This is a genomic window from Gemmatimonadota bacterium, from assembly GCA_016209965.1.
GTDB lineage: Bacteria > Gemmatimonadota > Gemmatimonadetes > Longimicrobiales > RSA9 > JACQVE01.
Map to the genome: position 1 here is coordinate 19,034 of JACQVE010000033.1, position 20,634 is coordinate 39,667.

Here is a 20,634-nt window from a genome sequence, read left to right on the forward strand (position 1 = left end):
CATTCTGAGCGCCAGGCATGTTTAATGCGCAAGAGGAAGAGACTGAAATCCTCGCCAGCCCCCATTGTGCAGGAGTGATCGTTTCATGTCACCAGAATCGCTGCCCGTCCGACTGCGGCAGGCACGTGGCGCCACGAGTTTGGCCGAGGCGACCGAGCGCACCGGGATCCCGGCCGAGCGGATCCGCATGTACGAGGAAGGGGAGCGCCGGCCGTACGGCAAGACGCTGCGCCTGCTTGCCGATGCCTATGGCACGACCGTGGCCGCCCTGGTCGGCCCGGGCGACGTAGCCAGGCCCGCCCCCGGCTTCGCCGCACGCCGGCGCCGGCGCCGCAGGATCGTGGGCCAGTCAGCCGTCCATTCTGTAGAGGTGCCCGTGGAGGTTGCGGAGGGACAGGTGGTGCGGGTGGTGATCGAGCTGATCATCCGCCCCAGGGCGCCGCTGCATGTCGCGGAGCCGACGGCGGAGGCGGCGGGCACGGGAGTGATTCCGGGTCTGGGCGCCGGCGCACCCGCATTGACCCGACCGGCTCCGGAACCGCTGCCGGCCGGCCTACCCAGCGCCGGCAATGGTGGCCGCGAGCTGCGCGAGCCGCGCGACCAGCTTTCCGAGGTGAGGCGCGCCTACAAGGAGTTCAGGCGGGACAGAAGGTAGGGAGAGGGCTTCAGCTCACACGGCGCCCGATTTCCTGGAGCACGAACTCGCTGAAGGGAATCGCGCAGGTGAAGGCCGGCGAGACCGCGTTCAGCACGTGAAAGGAGCGGTCGTCGCCCTCCAGGCAAAAGTCCATTTCCAGCGTGCGGCGCCGGACATCGAAGAGCTGGGCGCGGATCCCGGCCGGCCCCCAGCTCGGGTAGTGCGCCCGCTCTATCCCCGTGGCCAGGCCGGCCGCCAGGCGAAGCAGGTGTGGCTTCCAGTACTTGGGGAGCTCGCGCAAGGCCAGCCCGCGAAAACCAGAATCGTTGCGCAGGAACAGCACGCCTTCGCGCCCTACGATCTCGGCGAACTCGCGCCACCGGAAGTTCGTCCCCCCGCGGTAGTGCTCCCGCCAGAACGCCGGGATGGCCGTGGGCCCCACCTTGCTCCCCCCGGCCGGCGTCACGGTGAGGTGCACACCCAGGAACGGGTTGTCGAGTCGGGGCACGGGGTAAATGTTGGTGCGCAGCGGCGGCGCGCCCGCTGCCGAATGCAGGTAAAGCCCCTTGAAGGGCAGAATCCGGTAGCGTTCCGAGAAGCCGAAGTCGCGGGCCACCGTGTCTGCGTATAGCCCGGCCGCGTTAATGACGTAGCCGGCCGAGATCGGCCCTGCCGTCGTCTCGATCTGCGCGCCGCGCCTGCCCCGGTAAGCCGTGGCCCCGACGAGCTCGACGCCGGCCAGGCGCGCATCTGCGACCAGCGCCTCGACGATCTGGCGGGGATTCACTACGGCCGTGGTCGGGGAGAAGAGTGCGCGTTCGAAGGTGCGCACCCGAGGCTCGATCTTGCGGGCGTCCGCCGCGCTCAGCTCCTCGAGCGCCACGCCGCTCCGCCGGGCACGCCGGACCAGCTCCTCCATGGCGTCCAACTCGGCGCGGCTGCGTGCCACCACCAGCTTGCCGCAGCAGTGCAGCAACAGCCCGCGCTCCCGGCAGTACTCCGTCCAGCGCTGGTTGCCCCGGCGCGTGAACCGCGCCTTCAGACTGTCCGCCGTGTAGTAGAAGCCCGCGTGCAGCACACCACTGCTCCGGCCCGTGGCGTGCCGGCCCCAGCCGCTTTCCTTCTCGATCAGGGTGACCCGGCAGTCCGGGTGGCGACGCCGGCATTCGAGCGCCAGCGTGAGCCCGATCACGCCGCCACCGATCACCAGGAAGTCAGTCACCGGCGGCAGCGCTATCCGACCGCTATTCGTCGTGTTCACAGCCGCCACCGGCGTCCCCCCAGCCCACCCCGCCCGGGTCCCGAAACGCGCAGCGGCCAGGCCGCCGCTCGCGGCCTGGCCGCTGCACTGGAGCAGGCCGGGCCCATCCATCCAGGCCCAGCCGCTTGCGCCTCACACTCGAGCCGCCCAGCTCTCGATCCATTTCCGGCTCAACTCGTACGCCCGCTCCGCCGCTTCCCCCCACCACCCGGCATGGGCAAGGTACCAGGCCACGGTGTGGCGCAGCCCCTCCTCGAAGCTGCGCTGCGGCGCCCAGCCCAGCTCCCGACTGGCCTTGGCGAAGCTCATGGCGTACCGCCGGTCGTGCCCCGGCCGGTCCGCCACCAGGATCAGCAGCTCGGGCGCCGCGCCCAACAGCTCGATAATGCCCTCGACCACCGCCATATTCGCCCGCTCCGCGCCGCCGCCGAAGTTGTACACCTCCCCCGATCGGCCACGCTCTAACGCCAGTAGCACACCCCGGCAATGGTCCTCCACGTGAATCCAGTCCCGACGCTGGCCGCCATCGCCGTAGACCGGCAGGGGCAGCCCCCGCGCCGCCGATGTGATCATGAGCGGAATCAGCTTCTCGGGGTGCTGGTACGGGCCGTAGTTGTTCGAGCAGCGGGTCACGACCACGTCCAGGGCGTGGGTATGGTGGAAAGCCAGCGCCATCTGGTCGGCTGCCGCTTTGCTCGCACTGTAGGGGGAGCGGGGGGCGAGGGGCGTCTGTTCGGTGAAGGGCGGGTCGTCGGGGCCCAGTGCGCCGTAGACCTCGTCCGTCCCCATCTGCAGGTGTCGGACGCGCCCCAGCTCGAGCGCCGCCTCGAGCAGCACCAGCGTGCCCTCTACGTTGGTGCGCAGGAAGTCGCTGCCGTCTTCAATGGACCGATCCACGTGAGTCTCGGCCGCGCAGTGCACGACCGCCTCGAAGCGCTCCTCCCCGTACAGCCTGGCCGCCAGCGCGCGGTCCGCCACGTCGCCGTGCACGAAGCGGTAGTGCGCGCCCTCCTCCACCCCGGAGAGGTTGGCCGGGTTGGCCGCGTAGGTGAGCGCGTCCAGGTTGACCACACGCCATCCGGGGCGCTCCACGCGGATCAGGTGGATCAGGTTGCTGCCAACGAACCCGCAGCCGCCCGTCACCAAAACGTTCAACGGCGGCTCCCGGGCAGCGGTCCGCATGCCCCGCAGCCGCTTCTCGATAGCACACGCAATGCCGCCGCGCTGGCCGAATCCGAGACACTCCGCGACACGCGCGCCTCAGCCATCGTGCCGGTTCCAGTCGTAGGGGATTTCAGGCGAACGCGCCGACACGCGGTACTCGTCCGGCTGCTCCCGGTCGTACGGCTCCGTGGGCGTGTTGATCACGATCGCTTCTGTCTCCGATATGCACTTGAATCCGTGATACACGTAGGGCGGGATCTGCACCAGCACGGGGTTGTGCTCGCCCATGTAGAATTCATTCACCACTCCCCGCGTGGCCGAGCCCTCCCGGGCGTCGTACAGCACCAGCTTGATCATGCCGCGCACACAGACAAAGTAGTCCCACTGGACCCCGTGGTAGTGCCACCCCTTGACTACACCAGGATACGCCGTGGTCATGTAGACCTGTCCGAACTTGCGGAACATGGAGTCGTCGCAGCGCAGCATCTCCATGAGCCGCCCCCGCTCGTCGGGGATCACGCGCAAGGGCTTGATTTCGACCCCCGCGATGCGGCGCGCCGCGCCGCGCTCGAGCGCCGGCGGCAGATTCTCCTCGGCGCCGCGCTCGCCGAGCTGAGTCCCGCGGGCGTCCACGACAGCCTCGCTCATGCTCCCCCCTTGGCGGGCACGGCAATACCCGCGGCTGCCCCCGCTGACTCGATGCTGCCCGCGCCAGCCGCCTGCTCCAGCCGATGCTGCCGAACCAGGCTGCTGGCACGGTACAGGCTCTCGAACGTGCCGGCATCCGTCCACCAGCCTTCCAGCACCTCGTAGCTCAGGCTGCCCCATTCAATGTAGCGGTTGTTTACATCCGTGATCTCGAGCTCGCCCCGCCGTGAAGGCTCGAGCGTACCAATGATCTCGAACACCCTGGCGTCATACAGGTACACGCCGGTCACGGCGTAGCGCGAGGGCGCGACCGCAGGCTTCTCGACGATGCGCACCACACGCCCGCCGTCCAGCACGGGCACGCCAAACCGTTCCGGATCGTCCACCTCCTTGAGCACGACCAGGGCGCCGCCCCCCTCTTCCCGGAATCGGCGCACCGCCCCAGCTATCGAGTCCTGGAACAGGTTGTCCCCCAGGATAACGACAATCGGTTCGCCGTCGGCAAAATGCTCCGCCAGCGAGAGCGCCGCCGCAATCCCGCCCTCCCCTTCCTGATACGCGTAGTTCAGGTGCTTCAACCCGAACTCATTGCCGTTACCCAGCAGGCGCAAGAATTCCCCCGCGTGATTCCCGCCCGTGATCACCAGGATATCCTCGATCCCCGCCTCGACCAGCTTCTCGATGGGATAGAAGACCATCGGGCGATCATACACGGGCAGCAGGTGCTTGTTGGTCACCCGGGTCAGCGGATACATCCGTGTGCCCAGGCCTCCGGCCAGCACGACGCCTTTCATGGGGAACTCTCTTGGGCTGGGGAGAACAGGAAGGTCAGACTAGGGCCGAAAAAGTTGCAGCGTTTGAGTCAAGTTTCAGGCCACAGCCGCCGTCGCAACAGACGTGCACGAGTCCGGTCACGCAAGAAACCGCTAAGCCGGAAACGTGCACGTGCACATAGCCCTGCTCATGCACGTACACGTCCGTTGGCCTACAACTCGTTGCTGGGAGGCGGAGCCTCGCCAGCACTCAGTCCGCAACCGCCACGGCCCGACGCGGCGTCGCGTTGCGCCGCCCGATGCTGGAGTACTCGAAGCCCAGCTCCTGCATCCGCAAAGGTTCGAACAGGTTGCGTCCGTCGAAAATGACGGGCTGGCGCATGAGCGCCCGCATGCGCTGGAAGTCTGGCCGGCGGTACGGCTTCCACTCGGTCAGAATCACAAGCGCATCGGCGCCGTCAATGGCGTCGTAGTTATGCTCGGCGTAGACCAGGCGGGGCCCGAAGTGCTGCCTGGCGGCGCTCAGCGCCTGCGGGTCGTGCACCTGAACGCGCGCGCCCCGCTCGAGCAACCCTGCTACGACCAGCAGAGACGGCGCCTCGCGCACGTCGTCTGTGTCCGGCTTGAAGCTGAGCCCCCACACCGCCACGGTCAGCCCCGAGAGATCGCGACCCAAGCGCTGGTTCACCGCCTCGAGTGCCCACCGCTTCTGCAGCTCGTTCACCCGCTCCACCGATTCCAGGATGCCGGCCTCCACGCCGTACTCCTGCAGTGTGCGGGTCAGCGCCCTCACATCCTTGGGGAAGCAGCTCCCGCCGTACCCGCACCCCGCGAACAGGAATGCCGGCCCGATGCGCGCGTCGGTGCCCATGCCTTTGCGCACCAGGTCGACGTCAGCGCCTACCTCTGCACACAGCCGGGCGATCATGTTCATGAACGAGATGCGGGTGGCCAGCATGGCGTTCGCGGCGTACTTCGTGATTTCGGCGGAAGCGATGTCCATGAACAGGATCGGATTCCCCGTGCGCACGAAGGGCGCATACAGCTCTTCCAGCACCTCCTGCGCGTACTCGGAATCCACCCCGACTACCACGCGGTCCGGCTTCATGAAGTCGTCGACCGCCGCGCCTTCCTTCAGGAACTCGGGGTTCGAGCAGATGTGGACCCGGAACCTGGTGCGTTGTTCGATGGTCTCGCGCACGCGCCGCGCCGTGCCCACCGGAACCGTGCTCTTGGTGACGATCACCTTCTCGCCGTTCATGTTCTCGCCGATGGCTTCGGCGACCGCGAGCACGTGCTGCAGATCCGCGCTGCCGTCCTCGTCCGGCGGAGTCCCTACAGCTATGAAGATGATCGCCGACTCGCGCACAGCCAGCCCCACATCCGTGGTGAAGCGCAGCCGCCCCTCCTCCAGGTTCCGCTGCACCAGCGGCTCGAGGCCCGGCTCATAGATGGGGATCTCGCCCTTGCCCAGACGCTCGATCTTGGCCGCATCGATATCGGCGCAGATCACGTCATTGCCCGTCTCGGCCAGGCCGGCTCCCACTACCAGACCGACGTAGCCGCTCCCGATCACTCCGACATGCATGGCAACATTCTCTCTACCGGGTTACCCGCCAGGCGGCCGCCACGCGCCCGCCGATCGCAGGGCAAGCAACAAGCGCGAGTGCCGATCGCGGCCCTGGCCAGCCCCGCGAAATGGCCTGCGACAGCGCGCCATCAAGAAATAGAATAAAACTGTTCCACCCGCAGTGCCACCTCCTCCAACTGCGCCCGCGTCAACTCGGGATAAAGCGGCAGGCTGATAACTTCCGCCGCAGCTTGTTCACTGGCCGGCAGGTCCCCTGCCCGGTAGCCCAATGCCGCGAAGCAGGGCTGAAGGTGCAGCGGCATCGGGTAGTACACCGCGTTGCCGATGCCGTGCGCGTCCAGAAATCGCTTCAGCTCATCGCGCCGCTGGACCCGCACAGTGTAGACGCTGTAGACGTGCTCGGTGCCCGCGCGGCACGCCGGCACCGTCAGCTCGGGAGCCAGCCCGGCGAGCCGATCGTGGTAGGCCGAGGCGTGCCGCCGCCGCAGCTCGAGCCAGCCCGCGAGGCGGGGCAGTTTGACGCTCAGCACGGCGGCCTGCAGCGCGTCTAAACGGGAGTTCGTGCCTACCAGCTCGTGGTGGTACATCTTGTGGCCGCCGTGCACTCGCAGCTTGCGCAGCCGGTCCGCCAGCGCGCCGTCCCGCGTGACCACCATGCCGCCGTCGCCGAACCCGCCCAGTGTCTTGCTGGGGTAGAAGGAAAAGCAGCCGGCCGCGCCAGCCGTGCCGGCGTGCCGCCACTCGCCCTGGATCTGCTGGCGGGCGCCGAAAGCTTGCGCGGCATCCTCGATCACCGTCATGCTGTGCCGCGCCGCCAGCTCGAGCAGCGGCTCCATGGGAGCCATCTGCCCGAAGAGATGGACGGCTACCATGGCACGGGTCCGATCCGTGAGCCGGGCCTCAACATCCGCCGGGTCGAGGCTGAACGTCTCCGGATCGATGTCGGCGAAGACCGGGCGCAATCCGCAATTCCATACCGCGCCGGCGGTGGCAAAAAAGGTGAACGCGGGAACGATGACTTCGTCGCCTGGATCGAGCTGCAGCGCCCGAAGCGTGAGCAGTAGCGCGTCCGTCCCGCTGGCGCAGCCGATGGCGTGTGGAACACCGACGAAAGCGGCCACTCCGCGCTCGAAGCGCTGCACCGCCGGCCCCAGGATAAAGCTCTGGGAAGCCAGAAGCTCGGCGATGGCTTCCTCGAGCGGGTCGCGCAGGGCCGCATATTGTGCCTCGAGATCCAGCAGCGGAACGGGCATGCGGCTAGGCGGCTGGGGTCCGCGCAGTCAACCGCGCGCCGGCGCCGCAGCGAAGAATTCGATGGTGCGCTCGAGGCCCTCCGAAAGCCCGACCGCGGGCTGGTAATCGAGGCGCTCCGCCTTGTCCAGCGAGGCAAGCGAGTCGCGCACATCACCGGCCCGCGGCGGCTCGTGCACCGGCTCCAGCTCAGCACCTGTCAGCTCGCGGATCCGCCGCCACAGCTCGTTCACGCTGATCCGCTCGCCGGACGCGATGTTGAATATCTCGCCCCCTACGCCAGCGGCGGCCGCCGCCTGCAGGTTCGCACGCACCACATTGGCCACAAATGTGAAGTCGCGCGTCTGCTCGCCATCGCCGTAGATCACGGGCGGCGCGCCCGCCAGCGCCGCACTGACGAAGCGAGGTACCACGGCCGCGTATTGCGACGCCGGGTCCTGCCGCGGCCCGAAGACGTTGAAGTAGCGTAGCACGACCGTCTCCAGGCCGTAGGCCTCATAGAACGCCCGGCAGTACATCTCACCGGCCAACTTGGACGCCGCGTAGGGGGAAAGGGGGGCGGCCTCCATGTCCTCGCGTTTGGGCAGCTCGGGCGCATTGCCGTACGCGGACGAGGACCCGGCGTATACCACCCGGCGCACGCCGGCGTCCCGGGCGGCGACCAGAAGATTCAGCGTGCCCGTGGCATTCACCTCGTGGGTCGTGTGCGGCTCCCGAACGGAACGCGGCACCGAGGGCAGTGCCGCCTGGTGGAACACCACGTCCGCACCTGCGCTCGCGCGGGCGCACACCTCCGGATCCACGATGCTTCCCTCGACCAGCTCGAGGGCCTCCAGCACAGTGGCCAGGTTCTCCCGGGTGCCGGTCGAGAAATCGTCCAGCACCACCACCCGGTGCCCCGCGTTCACCAGCTCTTCCGCCAGATGCGAGCCGATGAAGCCGGCCCCGCCTGTGACCAGGTAACGCATCAATCGCCAGCCCCACGTAACTTGATCAGGACCCGTCAGAGCGGCCGGCGAAGGTAGGGGCCGGCTCCAGGGCAGGCAAGGCCGAGGAGCCTCGCGCACGCCGGCCCCGTGCCTGGGCCAGCGCGACTACGCCGCCGCCAGCCAGCGTCACCAGCAAGGGGTCGATCAGCGGGACGCGGTACCGGGTGATCATGATGAACGGAAGGTGCACGAGCGTGAGAAGCACGGCGTAGATGATCAGCAGTCGCACGGCGGTCTGCTTGCTGTGCCAGAGCGCCCAACCGCCTGCCGCCGCCAGGGCGAGCAGCAGCCAGTGTAGCAGCACGCCGGCCGCGCGGAGTGCGCGCTGCGCAGGTGGGAAGGATTGCGTCGCCAGGAGCTGGTCCGTGCTCAGCCAGAAATCGCTCAGCTTCTTCAAGCTAAGAGAAGCCATGCCCCACCCATTCTCCCGCCAGAGTTGCCTGGCCACCGCCCAGGCGTGCTCCTGCAGCTCGGACTCCGAGGGCAAGGACAGGCGGTGCTCGGGCCGGTTGGTCTCCAGGTGCAGCGCCGTCCAGCCCAGCGCGTCCACGATCTTGGCCGGCCCATCAAACTGGGTCCGGCCCCCGGGCGTGATCAATGCGATCGCCGCGTTCGGGCCGCTCTGCGTCGAGTAGAGCACTTTCCCGTCGAACACGCGCACGTTGCGCACCACCCAGGGCACGAGCGGCAACGCCACCAGTGCCAGCAGAAGCAACCCCCGCCCCACGCCTGCACGCCCCGTTCCGGGCCGCGCGGCCGCCAGCAGACCGACACCTGCGAAGCCAGCGCTGTTGAAGCGGAAGAGCGCACCCACTCCCACCAGCAATCCAAGGCCGGCCGCGGAGTGCCAGCCCGGCCGCTCCAGTTGCGCCACCACCCCGAACAGGAAGGCCGCCGTGATCAGTGCCGCAATGGTCTCGGAATGGACCTCGCCCGTGACATAGACGAGTGTGGGCGTGAACAGCCCGATCAGCAACGCGGCCCGGCCCGCCACCCCGCCAAACAGCCGAGCGGCGAGACCAGCGCAAACCACCACGGTGACGAGCCCCAGCAGGAATTGCAGCCAGCGCACGGCCGCCATGTAGCGCACGGGGAAGAGCCGCATGGCCGTGGCCAGGATCAGCGGGTAGCCCGGCGGGCGGTACGCAGTCGGCTGTCCGGCGTACGTATACCCCTTCCCTTCATTCAGATTCTGCGCCAGTGTGAGGTACGCAGGCGTGTCGCTGCCGCCGCTCCACGGGGCGTAAAGTCGCGTTCCCGGCACGGCCACAACCAGCGCCCGCAGCAGCAGGGCCACGCCCACGGCCGCCAGGAAGCTGCCCGTCCTCCTCATTCGCTCCTTATCGCGGCAGGCGGCCACCGCCTGTCGCCAACGCCTGTTGCCCGCGGCCCCGCCACAACCCGCAGACTCCGAGCAGCCCGCCGCCCGCCAGCGTGACCAGCAGCGGGTCCATCAAGGGCGCGCGGTAGCGGGCGTTCATGACGAAGGGAACATGCATGAGCGTGAGCAGGACGACATAAGTCCCCAACAGGCCGGCGATCTTCTGATTCCGCCGCCATAGCGCCCATCCGCCAGCCACAGCCAGCACCAGGAGCAGCCAGTAGGCAAGCACCGCCAGGGCGCGCCCCGCGCGTACCGCCCGGGTCAACCCTTGCGTCGAGAAAAGCTGGGCGGTGCTCAGCCAGAAGTAACCAAGCTTCCTGATGGTCAGCGGCAGCATCCGCCACCCCTCGGTCCGCCAGTGACGCCGAGCGACCTGCCAGGAGCGGGGGAGTCGCGAGCTCTGCCAACGCACGCAGCAGGCGCCCGGCGGGTTCAGGAAAGTGATCCGCGTCATTCTATTCATTCATCAGGCGATACGCTGCAAAAGACAATCGAATTCAATCACGCGATGCCGATCATCCTCCACAGCGGGGAAAAAGCCGCTAATCTCGAATCCGAGCTGGTTCAAGTAGCCGATCGACTCGAGAAACCCCTTCACGCCCTTGTAAAGCGGCTTCACCGAAATCTCGATCTGCAACAATTGAATCGCCTCGATTCGGGAGCCCGCCCCCTCCAGAACCTGGAAGTCGTATCCCTGGGTGTCGATCTTCAGGAAGAGCGACAAGGGGTCAAAGCGCGCGGCGCATTCATTCAGAATGACTTCAACACGACGCATCGGTACGATTGTCGTTCGCACCACGCCGGCTCTGTCTCCAAATTGGGTCAAGGCGTATTCCGTGGGTTCCAGAATAGAGGAGAAATTGGTTCCCCCCATGACATTTATGAGCACGCTGCCGTTGGTAGCACCCAGCGCAACCTGTCGGGCATGCCACCTGGGATCCCGAGCGCACCTCCGACAAAGCTCGCGAAAGCTCTCGGGAACTGGCTCGAACGAGATAATGTCTCCATCATAGCCAAGTCGGCGCAGCTTCAGCCCGAACTCGCCGCAATGTGCGCCCACATCTAGCACGCAGTTGATCTCGTTTCCCTTCAGCACGGCTCGGAGCCGCCGCTCCAGCGAATTCGCTGGCGGGTACCGATCAAGGAAGAAACCGAAACGCTCGGCGGCTCCCTTTACCAAACGCGTAATGCCATGGAGCATCACCCCTCCGACGGAACGGCACTCGCGCCCATGAGCTCCCGTCTTTCGCCCGCCTTGCCCCGATACTAGAATGCCCAGCTGGCCGAGGTCGAACCCCAACCTGCAGCATGGAGAGCGCAACACGCGATGAAGGCCAGCCCCCGCGCCATCCTGGTGACCGGCGCCGCCGGCTTCATTGGGAGCCACCTGGTAGAAAAACTGCTGGAGCGCGGGGAACGCGTGATCGGCGTCGACAACCTCGATGCCTTCTACTCCCCCGCCGAGAAGCGCAGGAACCTGTCCGCACCCCTGGGACACAATGAGTTCCGGCTCGTCGAAGCCGACTGCGCCGACCTCGAGACTCTGGATCGGGAGCTCGCAGGCGAAACCATCGACGTGATCGTGCACCTGGCAGCGAAGGCGGGAGTCCGGCCATCCATCCGCGATCCCATAGGTTACACGCGGGCCAACGTGCTGGGAACGCAGTCCATTCTCGAGCTGGCGCGGCGCCGCGGCGTGACCCGCTTCATCTTCGGCTCGTCCTCATCGGTCTACGGCAATAACCCCAAACTGCCCTTCTCAGAAGCCGACCCTGTGGACCGCCCCATCTCTCCCTACGCCGCGACCAAGCGGGCGGGCGAGATCCTGTGCCACGTCTACCATCATCTGCACGGTATCTCCGTCCTGGCGCTCCGCTTCTTCACCGTCTACGGCCCCAGGCAGCGCCCCGACCTCGCGATCCGCAAGTTCGCTACGCTCATGCTGCGAGGAGAGCCGATCCCCATGTACGGGGACGGGAGCACGGAGCGGGATTATACCTGGATCGAGGACATCCTCCAGGGTGTGCTCGCGGCGATAGACCGCACCCGCAACGCCCCGGCCGAGTTCGAGATCGTGAATCTGGGGGAGAGTCGGACCACCAGCCTGCGCAAGTTGATCGAGCTCATTGCCGGCGCACTCGGGCTCGAGCCACGCATCGAGCAGCACCCCTTTCAGCCGGGTGACGTACTCCGCACCTGTGCCGACGTAAGCAAGGCCAGACAGCTTCTGGGGTATGCGCCCGGCACGCCGGTCGAGGCCGGGATTCCCCGCTTTGTCGCCTGGCTCCGTGCCCAGCCCGGGCCGGGAGGCGAGCCAGCCGGTGCAGCCCAATTGCGCGACATTGCCAGCGCAGGTGGATCAGCCGACTGAGTGGTCGCTACCTCCGGAACTCGTACTCCGGCAGCTCCCGCAAGTCGCCCCGCTCCACCTCCCCAATCAATTCGCCGCGCTTCGTCAGGTAGCGGACCAGAAAGCTCCCGGCCTGCCGCGGAACCGCCTGAAACTGGTTCCGTGCGACCAGCCCGAGATCCACCGGCCCCCGGTTGGGGATCAGGTTGCTGCTCCACTGGAAAACGAACCCCAGGTTCCAGCTCACAAGCAAAAGCAGCAGAGCCGCCACTAGCGTCGTTGGCGCCGGGGCGAGCCGTGCGGCTGACCGCCCCAGCGTTGCTGCGCCAAGCGCCCGGGCCAGGGCGGGCCGGACATGCTCTACGGTTGTCGCCAGGCCGAGCACGAAGACAGGGGTGCAGGAGACGAAAAAGCGACTGCCGAATGCCGAAAGGCCGTGCCAGGTGTGATACGAAGCGATCACGTAATAGAACCCGGCGAATACGGCCAGCACCACACCGCCCACCCAGCGCTCCCGCCGCCAGAGCAGCGGCAACCCCAGCAAGCTGGCGAGAAGAACGGGCGTCCACAGGAACATGCCGTGCTCCGCCGAGAAGCCAAGCTGCCAGAGGCGCGGACTACCCCAGAAGAAGAGCTGGCCGTGCGCCAGGCCATAGCCGCTCTCGAAGGGCCAGCCGTAGAGCCGCCACTTGATCAGGAACTGAGGCATCATGGCCACCAGCAGGCCGGCGGCGAACGTCATGCCCAGGGCTGCGTGTCCCAGCAGCCGCCCCGAACCCTGCCGCAGCGCGCCGTGCACCCATTCGGCCAGGGCGACCAGGAGCAGCACTCCGTTCACCAGATAGGTTCCCACCATGAGGCCCGCCGCAGCGCCCCAGAGCAGCCACTGCTGGGCCCCCCAGTGCGCGCCCCGCCGCAGCCAGTACCAGAGGAAAAGTGACACGGTGAAGCCGGCCAGAGCGTGTGCCTGAAAGGGCAGGAGGTACATGTAGACCGGCAGTGAGGAGGCGAACCAGACTCCCGCAGTGCCCAGGAGCGCGGCGCCCGCTGAGACGAATCGCCGGGCAGTGCGATAAGCCAGCAACAAGCCAACAAAGCTCAGCAGCGCCGTGCCCGCAGCACAAAGCCAGAGGTAGGGCCAGGAAAACCCGTCCGGCTCGGGCGAACCGACAAATCGGTGCAGAACCAGGGCAACGGCGTGGCCGGCAAGGAAAAACGGGCTCCACAACAGCGAAGGCCCCACTGCCCAGAAGTTGACGGCGTGCCCCGTCGCCGTCCACATCTCGGGCACCAGCTCGCCCGCCTCGAACTTGGCCTCCAGCCACGCCGCGTCGCCACGGCGGTACTCGTTCTCGAACTGCACGTCGCCATCGATCACCAGCGAACGCACATAGGCGTAGTAACCCACGCCATCCCCCCGCAGGTAGGGATTGATGAAGGGCAAGGTCACCAGGAAAAGAACCACCAGCGCCCGCACCGGCCTCTCCCTCAGTGGTCGAATTCGACTACTCAGGCCACGCACCGCCTTGCCTCCCGCCGCTCGGCCCCTTCAGGGTTGTGCCGCATCAGCGTGCACCGTACGTTGCCAGAGATATGCGCGTCCTCATCACCGGCGCCGCCGGCTTCCTCGGCTCCCACCTCTGCGACCGTTTCCTGGCCGACGGACACGAAGTCGTCGGCATGGACGACTTCATTACCGGCAGTCCGGACAATATCGCCCACCTCATCGGGCACCGAGCCTTCCGCTTTGTCGAGCACGACGTCACTGAATTCATCTACGTGGAGCGGCCGCTCGATGGCGTCCTCCACTTCGCCAGCCCGGCCAGCCCCGTCGATTATCTGGAACTGCCCATCCAGACGCTCAAGGTAGGCAGCCTCGGCACCCACAAGACGCTGGGCCTGGCCAAAGCCAAGGGGGCGCGCTACCTGCTCGCTTCCACTTCCGAGGTATACGGCGATCCGCAAGTCCATCCTCAGCCCGAATCCTACTGGGGGCACGTCAATCCTGTGGGGCCGCGCGGCGTGTACGACGAGGCCAAGCGCTTCGCCGAAGCCATGACCATGGCCTATCACCGCTATCACGGCGTGGACACGCGCATTGTCCGCATCTTTAACACCTACGGCCCCCGCATGCGTCCTTCCGACGGCCGCGTCGTTTCCAACCTCATCGTGCAGGCGCTGCGCGGGGAGCCGCTGACCGTCTATGGCGACGGTTCCCAGACCCGCTCCTTCTGCTACGTAAGTGACGAGGTGGAGGGCATCTATCGCCTCTTCCTTTCCTCGTACGTCGGCCCGCTGAATATCGGGAACCCCGACGAATTCACCATTCTCGAGCTGGCCCAGCGCATCCGGGAGCTCACTGGCACGCAAGCGGCCATCGAGCGCCGGCCCCTGCCCGTGGACGACCCCAAAGTTCGCCGCCCCGACATCACGCTGGCCACGCGTGAACTGGACTGGCGCCCTGCCGTTTCGCTCGAGCAGGGGCTAAGGCAAACCATCCCGTATTTTCAGAAGTTGGTCGTGGAAAGGGGGGCCGTGGCGCGCCCGCTCTAGCTGCTAGCCGACGCTGGACTCGACCCGCCGCCGCTCTGTAACCTCTACGGCCCGCAGATCAAGCTCCATTTGCAGCAACTCCACGCCCGTGCCCCGCGAGAGCAGGTGCGCCGAATGCATGCGCTGCGCATCCAGCTTCTTCGTGCCGATGACCAGCTTCTGCACTCGTTGCTGTGCCGCAACCTGGGGCAGGTCGCGGCCAGTTCCCAGCACCGGCACACCGTGCACCAGGCACCCCGCCTTGCCGGGATCATCGTCCAGGAAGCCGATCGGCTTGAGGCCCAGCTCGGGGTTGCCTTGCAGCTCGCGCAACACCAGCTCGCCCGTTCGGCCTGCGCCATAGATCAAGGTTCGAGAGCCCGCGTGATCCAGAGAGATCCGAACCAGATCGAGCCAGCGGAACGAGGCGCGGGCACCAGCGGCGAGCAGAACCACCAGCATCCCGTCGATGACGAAGACCGCGGGCGAAACTTCCCCGCCCTGGAAGAATAGCATCACCGGCGCCGCCGTGAGCAACGCCCCCACTACTGTGGCCTTGACCAGGCGGTGCAGGTCCGGGATGCTGCTCTGGTGCCAGAAACCGCGATATACGCCGAACAGTCCAAAAGCCATCAGCTTGCCGGCCACCGCCACCGCGACCGTGCGCTCGAACAGCGCCGTCTGCGCGGGCGGCAGCACAGTATCGAAACGCAGCAGGAAGGCGCCGTAATACGCCACGGCGAAGACCACCAGATCGAGCAGCACTTCCAGTGCACGTCCGCGCGACAGCACGTTCGAGAGCAGCACCAGCAGGCGCCCGGACGCCCTGGCCTCGTCCAGTGTGTAGGTGTGAAGCCGGCTGAGATAGAACCCCAACGCCACCAGAGCGACCAGGTAGACGCCGGCCAGGCCGAGCCCCAGCCCGCCGGCGGCCTGCGCCATCAAAAGGCCGATCACGCCCCCCACACCCGCCAGCACATACAGCACAGCCGCTACCTGTGGCTCCCGCAGGCCGAGCGAGACCAGGCGGTGTGTGGTGTGGTCCAGGCCGCCCTGGAAAATGGAAAGCCCCGCCAGAGTGCGGGTAAAAACCACCAGTGTGGTATCGAATATGGGAATCGCCAGAATGCAAATCGGCACCAGCAGATAGGAGATTCCGCCTATCGAGGTGCTGCCCGCGCAAGCCGCGCCCAGCCCGGCCAGCAGCGCACCGAGGAAAAGGCTCCCGGAATCGCCCATGAAAATCGAGGCCCGTCGAAAGTTGAAGGGCAGGAAGCCGATGCCCGCGCCGGCCACAGCCATGGCCAGCGCAGCCGGCGGCCAGGCGCCTTCCAGCGCAAAAACCCCGGCAAAGCACAGCGCGCCCAACGCCGCAATGCCCGCGGCCACGCCATCCATGTTGTCCAGAAGGTTCAGTGCATTGGTCAGGGCGACGAACCAGAAGAGCGTGAACACTGCATTCGCCCACGCCCACGGGGTTAAGGGATAGACTACACCGAAGCTGATCAGCACCGACCCGGCGAACCCCTGGAACACGAGCTTCGAGGTAGGCCTCAGCTTGAAGACATCGTCCGCTGCGCCGGCCAGGAACATGATGAGGCCGGCAGCGAAGATGCCCGCCATGATGCGCCCTGCGGGGCTCAGCGTTAGCGGGAGCAAGGGACCGGATCTCTCGATGCCGGAGACAGCTACGCCCAGGCTCACGCCCGCACAAATGGCGATCCCGCCCAGCAGCGCCGTCGGCAGGTGGTGCCAGCGGTCGCTGGACGGTCGCGCCAGGACCCCTGCCGCCCGCGCACCCACACGCACCAGAGGCGTGAGCATCAGGGTCGCGAGTAGCGCGCTCAGGAAAGCAGGGATCAATCTCACGAACGGCAGCTCACTGCCAGCGCCGGGGGTCGAGCCATGCCAGATCGGCTAGCCGTTCGTGATCATGACGAAGGACTAGTCGGAGAAGCGGTACTTGAGAAGCGCCCAGATCGCATCCAGCCCGTCAACCCAAGAGATCTTCTTCCCCTCCTCCGCTGTCCGCGGTCGATAGGAGATCGGCACCTCGTGGATCCGGTGACCCGCTTTGAGCAGCTTCGCCGTGATTTCCGGCTCGAAATCGAAATGCACCGAACGCAGCCGGATCCCCGCCAGGGCTTCACGCCGGAATACCTTGTAGGCCGTCTCCATGTCCGTGAGGCTGGAGCGGTACAACAGATTGGTCAGCCAGGTGAGAAACCGGTTGGCCACCGCTCGCCGCCTGGGCACGCTCGCATTCTTGGCCGCGAAGCGCGAGCCGTAGACGATCAGTGCCGAACCGGACGCGATGGGAGCAAGCAGACGGGCGTACTCGGCTGGGTCCAGCTCGAGATCAGCGTCCTGAATCAGCATTACCTCCCCACTGGCATGATGCAACCCCAGCCGCACGGCAGCGCCCTTGCCCAGGTTGATGTCCGAGGTGTATACGCGCATGACGTTACCGTAGCTCTTACGGTACTCATCCACAATGCCAGCCGTACCGTCTGTTGACCCGTCATCCGCGACAATGACTTCCTTCTCGAACAAGGGGATCTCCGTAGCTATCACCCGGTCCAGCACCTCGGCTATCGTTGTCTCCTCGTTATAGACAGGGACGATTATGGAGAGCTTCATGGCTTTCCCGACCTGGCCCGGCTGGCAGCCGGCTGTTCACTACCGCCGATCGCTGCGATCCGCTGCACGGGCATCGGCCACCCTGGGCCGCACCGGATGGGGCTTCCGTGCATCGAGGATGATAGAGGTGTAGTTCAAGCGGCCGTCCCGGTTGCGCTCGTCAAAGCGGCTGGAGCGGCGAATCATCCCGTCTTGTGGATCCCAATCGCGATAGTGGAAGTGACCGTTCTCGTCGAAATATTCCAATAGCTCGACCCGGAACCCCGCCGCCTGGAAGAGGTCACTCAGCCCGCGATAGGTGTAGAGGACCTGGTGGTCGTCGGCACCCGGCCCGCTACCACCGGGTCGCACCCAATCCCGATACCCAGCGTCTGGATGCAGCCCGTCCGGCACGGCCGCTCGCACATACCCTCCTGGCCGCAGATAGCGGTAACAGTTGCGCGCCGCCTCGAGCGCCTCCTCGGGCGCCAGATGCTCCCAGACGTGCTCCGCCAGGACGGCATCTATCGGGCGGAGCGCGAAATGCCTCCGCCAGTCGGACTCGCTGCGCACGTCCAGGGTATCGATATCGGTGGCTATCCAGCCCGGCTGGAAGACGCCACCCGCGCCCACCACCACGCGCAGCGTAGAATCTGCGGCACGCTGCGGGGAGCGGCTGCCGAGCCAGCCAGAGGCCCGGGATCGGGCGAAGTTGAAAAAGCGCTGTAAGAAAGCAGGTGCTTCCATTCAAAGGCGAGGATCGACCAGTCAGCCCCTTGACGGCGCCGTCGACCGAGCGCGGCATGACACGGGCGTCCGCTCCAGCAACTGGTCGAGCATGAGGCGGTGCAGGGAAAGAGACTGGCGGCGCGGCCAGCGTCGCGGGCTACTCCGGGCGATCCTCGGGCTCGCCAACGCCCGCCGCAACTCTGACCGGGGGTGCTTCAGCCTCCGGGGGGGCCGCACCGTTGCGCAGTCCCCGTGCCCAAGCCAACAGACGGGCAGGAATGAGATCGCCCACGGCCTCCCTGGAAAGCTCCTGCAATTCGGAGTACTCGCGCGGGTTCGCCTGCAACTGGCGCTTCAGGAACTCCAGCAGGAAAGCCAGCCCTACGGAAAACACGAGTGCGGCAAGGGCAGCCAACACGCCATTGGAAACGGGAGAGCGCCCGCCACGGATCTCGGCCTCAACCGTGTTCTCCGGCTGTTCGATCACCGTTATCAACGGGGTGTTGCGCGCCTCCTCGATACGCATCTGCTCATTGCTTTGCGCCAGCGAGGAATAGATCTGCAACCGCAGGTCCACCCTCCGTTCCAGCCGCTTCTGTTCAAAGGCCAGGTGGGACGCGCCGATATAGCCGCGGTTCTCCTCCAGGAACTGCTGCAGCGCTGCCTCCGCCTTCTCCAGCTCAGCCCGCGCAATCTCCAGACGCTCCTCCACGAACTTGCGCTCCACCCCCACCTGAGAGCGGCGTCGGTCCAGATTGAACTGGTGCACCAGCTCTAGCAGCCGCCGATTCAACTGCACGGCCAGCTCCCGCCAGGCCGCCCTGGTGATGAGCACCAGGAAGCCCGTGGCCGCATCTACCTTGATCTCGACGCCGCCGGCGATCATCTTCGCCGCCCCTGCAAGCTGCGCCTTTTCATCTTCCTGAGACAACTGACCGCCCGGACCGTGTAGTATCTCGAGCAGCGTTCCCCGCACCGTATCGACGGCACCTGTCTCGCGCACCATTGGTATCGTGTACTCGGTCAGCGCAACCTGCCGCAGCAGGTCGCGCGAGCTTAGCAGCCACTTGTAGAAGTCGGGAGACTGATCTCTCGGGCCGCCACCCGTGAAGCCCAACTGGGCAGCGATCCCGCTCACGCGCGAGGCGCTTTGACCTTCACCCGTCACGAACATCGACTGGGCCACAAACTGCCGGCTCGGCGCTGCCGTGAAAAGAGCGCCGGCGACGAACGCAACCAGCGGCAAGCCGACGACCATGCGCCGTCGCCGCAACAACAGATTGACAAGCGTGAGAAGGGAAATCCCCTCCGGCTCGGCGGACGGGACTGTTTCAGCGGAGGCGCCGCCACGGTCGGCCGCACCAACGGGCGGCCCGTTCTGGGGCATGCTCATCATGCTTTCTCTTTTGTTCAGAGTCGGACTACCCCGAGTTGCGCGCCAGAGGCAAATCAGGCCAGGCCGTCACAGGCTCTGAACCTCCTCCAGCGCACGTACGAACTCGGCCAATTGCGCGGCACCATCGTAATGGGGTGCAATGCGGAACGCGCGCTGCCCCATCTCATCCAGTCGCCCGGGGTCGGCCGCGAGCTGACCGATGGCGGCAGCTACCGAAGCGGGCTCGTCCGGATCTGCAACCAGGCCGCAGCCGCTCTCGCTTACAATGCGAGCGGGGTCACTACCCGCGGGCGCTACCGCCAGCACCGGGCGCCCGGCGGCAAGGATCGGGTACAGCTTGCTGGGCACGACCACCCCCTCAAAACCACGCCGCACGGTCACGATATGGAGGTCCGCGGCGCCCAGTACGTACGGTACCTCCTGGGGCGGCCGGTAGGGTAGGAAGCGGACCCGCTTGGAGCCGTTGGCGAGCAGCTCGAGGCGCTCACGCTCCGCGCCATCCCCAATGAACACCACCCCCACGTGATCGCCCTCCAGCAGCTCGACAGCACGCAGCAAGGTCTCCCAGGCGCCGTAAAACCCCAGGTTACCGGCGTGCAGGACGACGAAGCGGAAGCCGCTCCGGATCTCCTGCACTACGGGGTGGTCCCGCCGGATCGCAGGCGGCGGCTCGATGACGCCATCGCGCACGACCTGGACGCGCTCGGCGGGCACCCCCTTCTGCACCACGCGCTCGCGCATGTCCTCGCCCAGTACAATGACGCGATCCGCGCGCCGCAGCGCCCAGCGGTGTACCACGTCCCAGACGCGTACCCACCACGCGTCGCGCACCACTCCGCTGGCCAGGGCCATATCCGGGTAGAGGTCCCGAATGTTGTAGACAAATGGGCGCCGCCGCAGCGTGGCCACCACGGCGCCGGCAATCCCGGCCATTGGCGGATCCGTCATCGCCAGAACCAGATCGGCCCGGATCATCAGAGCGCGCGGCACGGCCAGGGCGAGGTAGGAAAGGTAATTCGAAATCCGGCGCCAGAGGCGGTAGCGGGGGAAAGCCGTGGAGCCCAGCCGCTCGATCACCAGGTTACCTGATTCCTGCCGCCGCCTTACATAAAAGGGGTGCTCTTCTGCGGGGTCGTAGGACGGACGGCCAGCCAGGACAGTAACACGGTGTCGCTGAGCCAGTGCATCAGCGACCAGCCGCGCCATCCTGGCCGTCGCGGCCGTGTCCGGCGGGAAATACTGGTTGAGCAGCAGTACGTGCATGCCGTACCCTCAGGCGTCGCCCGGGTCAGTGCCCGCCCGGAGCGACC

General features: G+C 66.6%; 19 protein-coding genes. 3 read left to right on the forward strand and 16 right to left on the reverse strand.

Annotated elements, in window-relative coordinates; all coding sequences use genetic code 11:
• Positions 1 to 85 precede the first annotated feature (85 nt).
• The gene (locus HY703_01455; GenBank protein ID MBI4543844.1) at positions 86 to 655 is read left to right on the forward strand and encodes a helix-turn-helix transcriptional regulator; all 570 of its coding nucleotides are present in this window, start codon (positions 86 to 88) and stop codon (positions 653 to 655) included.
• A gap of 10 nt (positions 656 to 665) precedes the next feature.
• Here the strand turns inward: HY703_01455 and HY703_01460 are convergent, their stop codons facing one another.
• From HY703_01460 to HY703_01505, 10 genes are all read right to left on the reverse strand, one after another.
• The gene (locus HY703_01460) at positions 666 to 2,009 is read right to left on the reverse strand and encodes an FAD-dependent oxidoreductase (GenBank protein MBI4543845.1); all 1,344 of its coding nucleotides are present in this window, start codon (positions 2,007 to 2,009) and stop codon (positions 666 to 668) included.
• Positions 2,010 to 2,030: 21 nt separating this feature from the next.
• A complete protein-coding gene (gene rfbB / locus HY703_01465; protein ID MBI4543846.1) occupies positions 2,031 to 3,053 on the reverse strand; it encodes a dTDP-glucose 4,6-dehydratase in 1,023 nt (340 codons plus the stop codon).
• 105 nt (positions 3,054 to 3,158) lie between these two features.
• Positions 3,159 to 3,710 (reverse strand): dTDP-4-dehydrorhamnose 3,5-epimerase family protein, encoded by a 552-nt coding sequence (locus tag HY703_01470; protein ID MBI4543847.1) that lies wholly within the window; start codon positions 3,708 to 3,710, stop codon positions 3,159 to 3,161.
• Complete coding sequence (locus HY703_01475) at positions 3,707 to 4,504, reverse strand: NTP transferase domain-containing protein (protein ID MBI4543848.1); 798 nt, start codon at positions 4,502 to 4,504, stop codon at positions 3,707 to 3,709. Before HY703_01475 ends, HY703_01470 begins: the two co-directional genes overlap by 4 nt.
• Positions 4,505 to 4,733: 229 nt before the next feature.
• Positions 4,734 to 6,071 carry a UDP-glucose/GDP-mannose dehydrogenase family protein gene (locus HY703_01480; protein MBI4543849.1) on the reverse strand — a complete coding sequence of 446 codons (1,338 nt, stop codon included), beginning with the start codon at positions 6,069 to 6,071 and terminating at the stop codon, positions 4,734 to 4,736.
• A gap of 131 nt (positions 6,072 to 6,202) precedes the next feature.
• Positions 6,203 to 7,327, reverse strand: a complete 1,125-nt coding sequence (locus HY703_01485) for a DegT/DnrJ/EryC1/StrS family aminotransferase (GenBank protein MBI4543850.1) — start codon at positions 7,325 to 7,327, stop codon at positions 6,203 to 6,205.
• Between the two features lie 27 nt (positions 7,328 to 7,354).
• Positions 7,355 to 8,293: an SDR family oxidoreductase gene (locus HY703_01490; GenBank protein MBI4543851.1), complete on the reverse strand. Its 939-nt coding sequence runs from the start codon at positions 8,291 to 8,293 to the stop codon at positions 7,355 to 7,357.
• A 25-nt stretch (positions 8,294 to 8,318) separates the two neighbouring features.
• The gene (locus HY703_01495; GenBank protein ID MBI4543852.1) at positions 8,319 to 9,647 is read right to left on the reverse strand and encodes a glycosyltransferase family 39 protein; all 1,329 of its coding nucleotides are present in this window, start codon (positions 9,645 to 9,647) and stop codon (positions 8,319 to 8,321) included.
• Positions 9,648 to 9,654: 7 nt separating this feature from the next.
• Positions 9,655 to 10,152: a hypothetical protein gene (locus HY703_01500; GenBank protein ID MBI4543853.1), complete on the reverse strand. Its 498-nt coding sequence runs from the start codon at positions 10,150 to 10,152 to the stop codon at positions 9,655 to 9,657.
• A 12-nt stretch (positions 10,153 to 10,164) separates the two neighbouring features.
• Entirely contained in the window at positions 10,165 to 10,899 is a 735-nt protein-coding gene (locus tag HY703_01505) for an FkbM family methyltransferase (GenBank protein ID MBI4543854.1), read from the reverse strand.
• A 126-nt stretch (positions 10,900 to 11,025) separates the two neighbouring features.
• On the opposite strand from HY703_01505, the gene HY703_01510 reads away from it, so the two are divergent.
• On the forward strand, positions 11,026 to 12,069 hold the full coding sequence (locus tag HY703_01510) for a GDP-mannose 4,6-dehydratase (protein MBI4543855.1): 1,044 nt from the start codon (positions 11,026 to 11,028) through the stop codon (positions 12,067 to 12,069).
• A gap of 7 nt (positions 12,070 to 12,076) precedes the next feature.
• Here the strand turns inward: HY703_01510 and HY703_01515 are convergent, their stop codons facing one another.
• A complete protein-coding gene (locus tag HY703_01515; GenBank protein ID MBI4543856.1) occupies positions 12,077 to 13,525 on the reverse strand; it encodes a hypothetical protein in 1,449 nt (482 codons plus the stop codon).
• 116 nt (positions 13,526 to 13,641) lie between these two features.
• Between HY703_01515 and HY703_01520 the strand changes: the two genes are divergently transcribed.
• Positions 13,642 to 14,601, forward strand: coding sequence for an SDR family oxidoreductase (locus HY703_01520; GenBank protein ID MBI4543857.1), 960 nt, complete (start codon positions 13,642 to 13,644; stop codon positions 14,599 to 14,601).
• Positions 14,602 to 14,604: 3 nt separating this feature from the next.
• On the opposite strand, the gene HY703_01525 is transcribed toward HY703_01520, so the two are convergent.
• The 5 genes from HY703_01525 to HY703_01545 form a co-directional block, all read right to left on the reverse strand.
• Positions 14,605 to 16,449: a hypothetical protein gene (locus HY703_01525; GenBank protein MBI4543858.1), complete on the reverse strand. Its 1,845-nt coding sequence runs from the start codon at positions 16,447 to 16,449 to the stop codon at positions 14,605 to 14,607.
• Between the two features lie 75 nt (positions 16,450 to 16,524).
• Positions 16,525 to 17,220: a glycosyltransferase family 2 protein gene (locus HY703_01530; GenBank protein ID MBI4543859.1), complete on the reverse strand. Its 696-nt coding sequence runs from the start codon at positions 17,218 to 17,220 to the stop codon at positions 16,525 to 16,527.
• A 39-nt stretch (positions 17,221 to 17,259) separates the two neighbouring features.
• Positions 17,260 to 17,946, reverse strand: coding sequence for a methyltransferase domain-containing protein (locus HY703_01535; protein ID MBI4543860.1), 687 nt, complete (start codon positions 17,944 to 17,946; stop codon positions 17,260 to 17,262).
• A 139-nt stretch (positions 17,947 to 18,085) separates the two neighbouring features.
• Complete coding sequence (locus HY703_01540) at positions 18,086 to 19,324, reverse strand: hypothetical protein (protein ID MBI4543861.1); 1,239 nt, start codon at positions 19,322 to 19,324, stop codon at positions 18,086 to 18,088.
• Between the two features lie 66 nt (positions 19,325 to 19,390).
• Positions 19,391 to 20,587 carry a glycosyltransferase family 4 protein gene (locus HY703_01545; GenBank protein ID MBI4543862.1) on the reverse strand — a complete coding sequence of 399 codons (1,197 nt, stop codon included), beginning with the start codon at positions 20,585 to 20,587 and terminating at the stop codon, positions 19,391 to 19,393.
• Between the last annotated feature and the right edge of the window lie 47 nt (positions 20,588 to 20,634).

Coding starts and splice junctions, on each gene's coding strand:
- HY703_01540 (MBI4543861.1), bottom strand. CDS start 19,324: ATGATGAGCATGCCCCAGAACGGGCCGCCCGTTGGTGCGGCCGACCGT.
- HY703_01535 (MBI4543860.1), bottom strand. CDS start 17,946: ATGGAAGCACCTGCTTTCTTACAGCGCTTTTTCAACTTCGCCCGATCC.
- HY703_01470 (MBI4543847.1), bottom strand. CDS start 3,710: ATGAGCGAGGCTGTCGTGGACGCCCGCGGGACTCAGCTCGGCGAGCGC.
- HY703_01480 (MBI4543849.1), bottom strand. CDS start 6,071: ATGCATGTCGGAGTGATCGGGAGCGGCTACGTCGGTCTGGTAGTGGGA.
- HY703_01500 (MBI4543853.1), bottom strand. CDS start 10,152: ATGACGCGGATCACTTTCCTGAACCCGCCGGGCGCCTGCTGCGTGCGT.
- HY703_01490 (MBI4543851.1), bottom strand. CDS start 8,293: ATGCGTTACCTGGTCACAGGCGGGGCCGGCTTCATCGGCTCGCATCTG.
- HY703_01475 (MBI4543848.1), bottom strand. CDS start 4,504: ATGAAAGGCGTCGTGCTGGCCGGAGGCCTGGGCACACGGATGTATCCG.
- HY703_01520 (MBI4543857.1), top strand. CDS start 13,642: ATGCGCGTCCTCATCACCGGCGCCGCCGGCTTCCTCGGCTCCCACCTC.
- HY703_01455 (MBI4543844.1), top strand. CDS start 86: ATGTCACCAGAATCGCTGCCCGTCCGACTGCGGCAGGCACGTGGCGCC.
- HY703_01545 (MBI4543862.1), bottom strand. CDS start 20,587: ATGCACGTACTGCTGCTCAACCAGTATTTCCCGCCGGACACGGCCGCG.
- HY703_01505 (MBI4543854.1), bottom strand. CDS start 10,899: ATGCTCCATGGCATTACGCGTTTGGTAAAGGGAGCCGCCGAGCGTTTC.
- HY703_01460 (MBI4543845.1), bottom strand. CDS start 2,009: ATGGATGGGCCCGGCCTGCTCCAGTGCAGCGGCCAGGCCGCGAGCGGC.
- HY703_01495 (MBI4543852.1), bottom strand. CDS start 9,647: ATGAGGAGGACGGGCAGCTTCCTGGCGGCCGTGGGCGTGGCCCTGCTG.
- HY703_01530 (MBI4543859.1), bottom strand. CDS start 17,220: ATGAAGCTCTCCATAATCGTCCCTGTCTATAACGAGGAGACAACGATA.
- HY703_01510 (MBI4543855.1), top strand. CDS start 11,026: ATGAAGGCCAGCCCCCGCGCCATCCTGGTGACCGGCGCCGCCGGCTTC.
- HY703_01485 (MBI4543850.1), bottom strand. CDS start 7,327: ATGCCCGTTCCGCTGCTGGATCTCGAGGCACAATATGCGGCCCTGCGC.